The organism is Winogradskyella sp. (assembly GCF_016744625.1).
Lineage (GTDB): Bacteria > Bacteroidota > Bacteroidia > Flavobacteriales > Flavobacteriaceae > Winogradskyella.
In genome coordinates this window covers 1-6966 of sequence record NZ_JADGDZ010000126.1, presented here as the reverse complement: position 1 = coordinate 6966, position 6966 = coordinate 1, and the positions used below count along the sequence as shown (strand labels likewise).

Annotated in this window: 5 protein-coding genes and 1 tRNA gene; 1 reads left to right on the top strand and 5 read right to left on the bottom strand. The window is 33.5% G+C overall.

Annotated features, from left to right (window positions below):
* The 3 genes from QZZ53_RS16270 to QZZ53_RS16260 form a co-directional block, all read right to left on the bottom strand.
* Positions 1-534 (bottom strand): DUF2490 domain-containing protein (locus tag QZZ53_RS16270; protein ID WP_296386653.1); only part of this gene is annotated, 534 nt, incomplete at its 3' end.
* Positions 535-590: 56 nt separating this feature from the next.
* Positions 591-2201 carry a phosphoenolpyruvate carboxykinase (ATP) gene (pckA, locus tag QZZ53_RS16265; protein WP_296386651.1) on the bottom strand — a complete coding sequence of 537 codons (1611 nt, stop codon included), beginning with the start codon at positions 2199-2201 and terminating at the stop codon, positions 591-593.
* A 58-nt stretch (positions 2202-2259) separates the two neighbouring features.
* The gene (locus QZZ53_RS16260; RefSeq protein ID WP_296386648.1) at positions 2260-4098 is read right to left on the bottom strand and encodes an SLC13 family permease; all 1839 of its coding nucleotides are present in this window, start codon (positions 4096-4098) and stop codon (positions 2260-2262) included.
* 221 nt (positions 4099-4319) lie between these two features.
* Between QZZ53_RS16260 and bshB1 the strand changes: the two genes are divergently transcribed.
* Positions 4320-5042 (top strand): bacillithiol biosynthesis deacetylase BshB1, encoded by a 723-nt coding sequence (gene bshB1 / locus QZZ53_RS16255; RefSeq protein ID WP_296386646.1) that lies wholly within the window; start codon positions 4320-4322, stop codon positions 5040-5042.
* A 43-nt stretch (positions 5043-5085) separates the two neighbouring features.
* Here bshB1 and QZZ53_RS16250 read toward each other — a convergent pair.
* Together QZZ53_RS16250 and QZZ53_RS16245 are read right to left on the bottom strand one after the other, a co-directional pair.
* A tRNA-His gene (locus tag QZZ53_RS16250) sits at positions 5086-5161 on the bottom strand.
* A gap of 127 nt (positions 5162-5288) precedes the next feature.
* The gene (locus QZZ53_RS16245; protein WP_296386644.1) at positions 5289-6863 is read right to left on the bottom strand and encodes a M28 family peptidase; all 1575 of its coding nucleotides are present in this window, start codon (positions 6861-6863) and stop codon (positions 5289-5291) included.
* Positions 6864-6966 lie beyond the last annotated feature (103 nt).

Sequence of the window (6966 nt, the reverse complement as noted above, 5' to 3'; positions counted from 1 at the left end):
ATTTTGATGGAAATCAAATTCGTTTAAATTAAAATGAATTTCATCATATATGGCTACAAATAATGTTGTGTTAATTGGTAAACTGCCTTTAAATCTATAGCGTAATCTATGTTTTAATAAATCTTTAGTTGGATACTCTAGAAAACGTTGTTCTAACCTAAATCTGTGAGATAATCCAATGTTGTTAGATTTATGTTTAAGAACTATTTGTTCTAGAATCCTGTTTTCTTTAATATCGGGTATGTCATTTTCTTCAAAAGATGTATCAATCTTACCTTTTGCATATCCAATTCCTACAACAACATTTTTGTTTATATGATAATTTAATCCAACAATGCCTAAAAGTAAGTGTGCTTTTTCTGCTAGAAGTTGATAATTCCAGTTTGTAAAAGAACCACTTATGCTAAGTTTATCGCTGATTCTATTGGACGAGGTAATTTCGTACCATGAGCCTAATTCACTTTCTCCAGTATTTTGAGAAGACATATGGGTTTGAAGTAAAAGAGCAATAAGTAAGTATAAGTAGATTTTCATAGTGTTTTAATAATAAAAAAGAGCCCAGAAATGGGCTCTTTTCAGTCATGGAACTATTAAACGTGATCGTGTAAATGATGATGCTCATCAATTAATGGACCTCCTTCAATGATTTGTTCTGAAGCTTCACTCGCAAATTTTTCGAAATTTAAATGGAATGAATGTGCTAATGCAATTGCTTTACTAATGTATCCCCCTTTTTGTAACCAAGTATTCATTGGGTCTAATATTTCTGTTGGAACATTAGGACAATACTTTGGCATATTTAATCCAAAAATTGGATGCTGATCGTAATCTACGTTGTCTAAATCACCGTTTAAAATTGCAGTAATCATAGCTCTAGTATATTTTAATTTTATACGAGAACCTACTCCGTAAGGGCCTCCGCTCCAGCCAGTGTTTAATAACCATACGTTAACACCAGCATCTTGCATTTTTTTACTTAGCATTTCCGCATAAACTGTTGGGTGTAAAGGCATAAATGGCTCACCAAAACAAGCAGAGAATGATGGTACCGGTTCTGTAATTCCGGCTTCTGTACCAGCAACTTTAGCTGTGTAACCAGATATAAAGTGGTATGCTGCTTGGCCAGGAGTTAACTTAGATACTGGAGGCAAAACACCAAAAGCATCACAAGTTAAAAAGAATATGTTTTTTGGATTCCCAGCATAAGATGGTTTTTGGATATTATCAATATTATAAATAGGGTAACTTACACGTGTATTTTGTGTAATACTACTATCCATATAATCAATTTCACCGTTATCTTTAAAAACTACATTTTCTAGAATTGCTCCAGGCTTAATAGCTCTAAAAATTTCTGGTTCTTTTTCTTCTGTTAGATCAATAACTTTTGCATAACATCCGCCTTCAAAATTAAAGATACTGTTATTTGCTGTCCAACCATGCTCGTCATCTCCAATCAGTTTACGATCTGGATCTGCAGATAAAGTTGTTTTACCTGTTCCTGATAATCCAAAGAAAATAGCTGTATCTCCATCTTCACCTACATTAGCAGAACAGTGCATAGGTAATACATTCTTGTCCACAGGTAATATCATATTTAAAGAAGAGAAAATCCCTTTTTTAATTTCACCTGTATAAGCAGAACCACCTACTAAAGCGATTTTTTTAGTGAAGTTTAAAATTGAGAAATTGCCTTGACGAAGACCATATTTTTTTGGGTCTGGTGCTTCGTAGCCTGGAGCACAAAGTACTAACCATTCTTCTTTAAAATCCTCTAATTCAGATTCTTCTGATCTTAAAAACATATTGTAAACAAACATATTAGACCAAGGATATTCTGTAACAGTTCTAACATTTGTTTTGTATTCTGGGTCAGCACATACATAAGCATCTCTTACGTAGATTTCTTTTCCGCTTAAGTAGTTTGTGATTTCAGATTGTAAATAGTCAAAATTTTCAGGTGAAATTGCTTTGTTTGTTTTTCCCCACCAAACACGATCTTTAGTGTAATCGTCTTTTACTATAAATCTGTCTTGAGGTGAACGTCCAGTAAATTTCCCTGTATTAATTGCTAATGTACCATTTGCGGTTTCTTTACCCATTCCTTTTTCTACGGTAATGGCTTGTAATTCTTCGGGAGAAAGGTTCCAATGTGCATTGGTGTCTTTCAACCCATACTGTGTAAGGTCTCTAGTTTTCATAATCGGTTGTTTTAATAAATTTTCCATGATTTAAAAATATTTTAATTTGACTTTCAATTTAAAATGGCCATATCAATGGCACTAATAATAATGTTGTTATTAAGAACAGTAGAAGCAATGGTGCGCCTACTTTTAAATAATCCATAAATTTGTAACCACCTGCCGTCATTACCATAGCATTGGTTGTGGTGCCAACAGGTGTTAAGAACGCAGTTGAAGCACTAATTGCGACTACTATCATAAATGGTGCTGCTGAAATATTTAGAGTGTTAGCAGCAATTATTACGATAGGCGCCATTAGAACTGCAGTTGCTGAATTGTTTATTACTTGGCTAAACGAAGTGGTTAGCAGAAATACTCCTGCAAGTAAAACTACAGGATGCAAGCTACCTAAAGTATTTACTAGCCCATTTGCAATTAGTTCTGCAGTACCAGTTTTTTGAAGTGCAATTCCCATCGGAATCATTGCCGCAATCATTACAACACTAATCCAACTAATCCCTTTGTATGCTTTAGTAATAGGAACGCAACCAGAAATTAAAACAATGCCAGCAGATATAAGTGCAGCGACTGCTCCTGGTACAATTTTGAATACTAATAAAACAATCATTAGTACTAAAGCAAACAATGCGATATACGATTTAGATGTAAGATTTGTAACTGTTTTTGCCATTCCTTCAGGACTACCACAAATCACTAAATTCTCGTGGTAACTTTTAAGTTGGTCAATGTCACTCCAGATACCTCTAATTAAAAAGGCATCACCAGCTTTTATTCTTATTTCGCGCTCTGTAAAAGGGGTGCTGTTTCTAGAGGCAGCCATTAACTGTACTCCAAAACGTTTAAAGAAATTACCTAATCGAATTTTTCTACCTACAAGAACTGAATTTGGTGTTACTAATACTTCTGCCATTCCAACCTCTTGGTTAATGAGGTTGTTTTTTAATTCATCTTCAATAGGTTCTAGTGGTAAAAGACCTAATCTAAATTTTATCATTAATGCATTTATAGCTTCAGTATCGCCTTTTACGGTAATGATATCGTGATACAAAAACTCTGTTGAGTTTGTTGGAAACTCAATAAATGGATCGTTTCCTTTTAATCGGTTTGGATGTCTGCGTTTTATCCTTAAAATAGAAACATTAAATTCTTTTTCAAAATTCCAATCGCCTAATTTTGTGTTTAGTAAAGGAGATACTGATCTGACTCTTAGTCTGTAGTAATCACCATCTACTTTATAAGCTTCAATCCATTTATGCAGTGTTGTACTAATATCAACAGGTTTATTGTTGGTTTTATTATTTGGTAATAATCTGTAACCTATAAATCTAAAATATAATAATGCAATTAAAAGTAGAGGAAGACCAATTAGAGCGAACTCAAAGAAAGAAAATCCTTCTAATCCACTTTCTAGCATTGTATTATTAACAATAATATTAGGAGGTGTACCTGTTAAGGTTAATAATCCACCTGTGTTAGATCCAAATGCGACTGGCATTAATAATTTAGAAGGTAGTGTACCAATACTCCAAGCTGAAGAAATTGTAACAGGCATTAATGTAGCGACTGTTCCTGTATTACTTACAACACCAGAGAGTAAACCAGAACCTAAAGTTGTAATTAATAATAGCTTGGTTGTACTTTTACCAGCCATTTTAATAAACTTTTTACCAGCTAGTGCTGTCCAACCTGTTTGAGATAAACCTTCTCCGATAATAAATAAGGCAGCAATCATTATAACTGTAGGATTACTAAAACCACTTAAAGTTTCTGTTAAGTCTAAAATTCCAAAAAGGAATAAACTTAACATAGAAAGCAATGCAATAATGTCTGGTGTGAATTTACCCCAAATAAATAAGGCGATTGTGACAATTAAGATAGCTAGCATTAAGCTCATAGTGATTACGTTCTGTAATTATACAACAAAGTTAATTGCATTGAAAAGCAATTTTTATGACGGATGTCATGCTTTGTGGTTAATGAGGATTTTTCAATTTTAAGCAGAATTGATACACATAAATCTTGAAATCTGTATACGATAACGTTTTCGAAATAAAAAGAAAGCGAGAATTTATCTTCTTTTTAATATTTTTGATATTCAAGAAAAACAGAAAACACATGAAATTAGATATATTAGCTATTGGTGCACATCCAGATGATGTAGAATTAGGCTGTGGTGCGACTTTGGCAAAGGAGGTTTCGAATGGTAAAAAAGTAGGTATTATTGATTTAACACGAGGTGAGTTAGGAACTAGAGGTACAGCAGATACTCGAGATGAAGAAGCCTTTAATGCAGCTAAAATATTAGGAGTAAACTCTAGAGTTAATATGCGTTTTGCAGATGGATTTTTTGTAAATGACAAAGAGCATCAACTTGAAATGATTAAAATGATTCGCTACTACAGACCAGAAATAGTGATTTGTAATGCTATTGATGATAGACACATAGATCATGGAAAGGGAAGTCAATTAGTTAGTGATGCTTGTTTTTTGAGTGGTTTACGCAAAATAGAAACGGTTCATAAAGATGAAAATAGCATTCAAGAACCTTGGAGACCAAAAGCAGTTTATCATTATATACAATGGAAAGACCTAGAACCAGATATTGCTGTAGATGTCTCTGGTTTTATGGATAAGAAAATGGAAGCTGTCTTGGCTTATAAAACTCAATTTTTTAATCCTACAAGTGATGAGCCAGAAACACCTATTTCGAGTAAGAATTTTACAGACAGTATTGAATATAGAGCGCGCAATTTAGGACGTCTTATTGGCACAACTCACGCAGAAGGTTTTACTGTTGAATGTTATCCTGCAGTTGAATCTTTATTTGATTTAAAATAGAAGAACAAAAAAGCCTTTCATTTCTGAAAGGCTTACTAATTTAGGGTGGAAGACCGGTTTCGAACCGGCGACCTTCGGTACCACAAACCGACGCTCTAACCAGCTGAGCTACAACCACCATTTTAATTAGGAATGCAAATGTAAATTATTTCCGATTTTCTGCAAAATCTTTTTTCAACTTATTTTAAAATAAAAACCTTTCAATATCTGAATTGAAAGGCTTTAAGATTGTTATGCTTTTGAAGATTATTCAGTTGCTTTATCTACAACAATCCTCTCATCTCTATTAGCGACTTCCCAAGCTGTGTAAAAAACTAAGCGCGTTCTGTTTTCTAACAAATCATATTCAATTTTATCTGGTGTATCACTTGGTTTGTGATAATCATCGTGAGTTCCATTAAAATAAAATATTACTGGAATGTTATTCTTAGCAAAGTTGTAGTGGTCAGACCTGTAGTAAAAACGATTAGGGTCATTTTCGTCATTATACGTGTAGTCTAACTCAATATTTGTATGTTTTTTATTTACCTCTTCTGAGATGTTATGTAAATCGGTACTTAACTTATCACTACCAATTAAATAGATATAGTTTCTATCTCCTTCTTTTCGTTTTGGGTCTATTCGGCCTATCATATCTATGTTAAGGTCAGCAATTGTGTTTTCTAGTGGGAAAATAGGGTCATTGTCTGTATAGTGCCTCGACCCTAAAAGTCCTTTTTCTTCACCTGTAACATGTAAAAATAAGATAGAACGTTTTGGTCCACTACCAGTTTCTTTAGCCATTTTGAATGCTTCTGCAATTTCTAAAATAGCAACTGTACCTGACCCATCGTCATCAGCGCCATTGTAAATTTCTCCGTCTGACATACCGTTATGATCTAGGTGTGCAGAAATCACTAAAATTTCATCTGGTTTTTCTGAACCTTCTATAAAGGCCACAACATTTTCTGAAGTTACACTCTCAGATTTATTCTCTATAGCTAAGTTTAGATTTGTTTTTATTGACTGTGGTTTGTGGTTTTCTAAAATAGTTGGATGTAAAGCCTTTCCTAAATCTTCAGTTATCATTAGCATCAGTATACCTTCTTCATTACTTTTTAGAGATAATCGTCCGGATGTACCAGATGTGGCTTGTTTTTGATAATAAGGTGCATATCTCATAAAAAGAGCACTGTCCATATAGATTAACCCTTTTGCGCCATTTTTTTTAGCAGCCTCCCTTTTACTCGACAAGGATTGACGGCCATTGGTCCATTTAGTATCTTCTGCTGTACCTGATGTCACATAATTACCTTCTTCATCTTTAGGTTCACCTGATTTAGCAAGAACAATTTTTCCTTTAACATCTATGTTTTTATAATCTGAATAATTATCAGCATCAATTCCATAACCTATAAAAATAATTTCATTTGTTGATATATCAACACTGCTAGAAGCCCTTAAAACGATATGATCGTCGAAAGCTTTGAAACTTTTTCCATTAACTGTAATGCTAGCTTCTGATACACTTTGTTTTTCTAATGGCACTTCTTGAAAGTAGTCATCTTCACCCAATGGGGTTGGAATACCTAAATCTTTATATTGAGATTTTAAATATTCAACAGCCATTTTCTGACCTTTCTCTCCGGTTTCTCTACCTTCAAATTCATCAGAGGCATACTTATAAAGCATTGTTTTTAATTCGTCTGAAGTAATTGATGAAGCAAATTCAGAGGGATCTGCCATTTTTACCTTTTCTGCAGAAGACGAATTACCTTTTGAAGACGTTCCGCAACTTATCATTAAGGCAGAAGTACAAAAGATGAATAATATTTTTTTCATTTTAATAGAAAATTAGAGTGTTAGTTCTTTAAAGTAAGGTATCGCTTGACTTTAAATAAATGAGAAGCTAAAATTACGAAAATCGAAGAAGTAGCAGTTTATG